At 47.9% G+C, this 1,194-nt stretch carries 1 protein-coding gene; it reads left to right on the top strand.

Features of this window, described 5'->3' with window-relative positions; all coding sequences use genetic code 11:
* A partial coding sequence (locus ACQEXR_RS20205) for a hypothetical protein (RefSeq protein ID WP_427021041.1) occupies window positions 1–1,194 on the top strand: 1,194 nt, incomplete at both ends.

Genomic DNA, 1,194 nt, shown 5'->3' on the forward strand with positions numbered 1-1,194 from the left:
TGTGCTTTGGCAGGAGACCTATAGCCTGCTCACTTACCGCTATAACTATCAATTCCCATTGGTAACCAGCAATCTGGCTGATGTGATGTTTGATATTGAGGCTTCGTATGCCGTGATGGTCTTTGCGGCAACCGGGCATATCACCAACGCTCCACAACAGCAAACCAGTACTCAAACGCTCAACCTGTATGCGGTCAACCAGACGTCTGCCCCAGATAAAAAGTTAACTACGGTTGAAAAGCACGCGAAATATTGGCTTAAACAGGTTAACGGCAATGATTTCTTAAGTGAAAAAACCGCCTTGGTGAAGCTCTATCGCCAAACAGAGCAGGTATTTACCCCCAATGTGCAAAACACCGCTGTCGGCCTGTTCTTTTTAGTTCAGGTTTACAACACGTCACAAGTCAACAGTCAGTTTTCGGAAAATCCTCTAAAATGGGTCGTTGATCGTGCAAACGCCTGGGTCGGATTGATCACCAGTTCTTTTGCCGCTCTCGATCACTTTGCCGGGGCACGCTTTGGTCAAGTCGGCGGTAAACAGGTCTTTACTGAGTTTATGAAGGAAGATGGTGCTAAGCTGCTTGGCAACTCAACCTCTAAATCATTAACGTCATTATTAAGAGACTTCAAACTTACCTCGCAAAAAACAATCGTGGTAGCTGAACGCATTGGTAATGGTGTTACGAAGTTCGTAAAAATCACTTTTCGCTGGTTGCCGGTGATCGGCGGTGTGGTTGCCGCACTGGGCAGCGGGTATCAACTCGGCACCGATTTGGTTGGTAACCAAAATGCCTTGGCTACGGCAATGTCAGGGGTAACACTGTTGGTCAATGGCATGGCAGCGTATTGCGCCTGGGTGGCACTGGTGCCTGCGGCGGCGCCGGTTATGGCGGTCGCTGCTGTGGTACTTGGGGTGACGGCATTAACGCTAGAAATAATCAGAGCCTCTGTAATGGACGACAAAACCCAACTGTTTTTAAAGGGCTCCTTCTGGGGCCGTGGCAATTATGCTTACGGTAAATCCAAATTCAACACCTTGGAACAACGACTGAAGCTTTTTGACCAAGATGCCAAGCTAGAGGATGCGATTAGAGTGATGCAACAAGAGCTCACTGCATTTGGCGACTATTTATTTAAACCCATCCCACAGCTACTCAATGTCAGTCAAACCGATGGTCTGAGCCGTTTTACACT

This window comes from Vibrio sp. TRT 2004 (assembly GCF_050113735.1).
Lineage (GTDB): Bacteria > Pseudomonadota > Gammaproteobacteria > Enterobacterales > Vibrionaceae > Vibrio.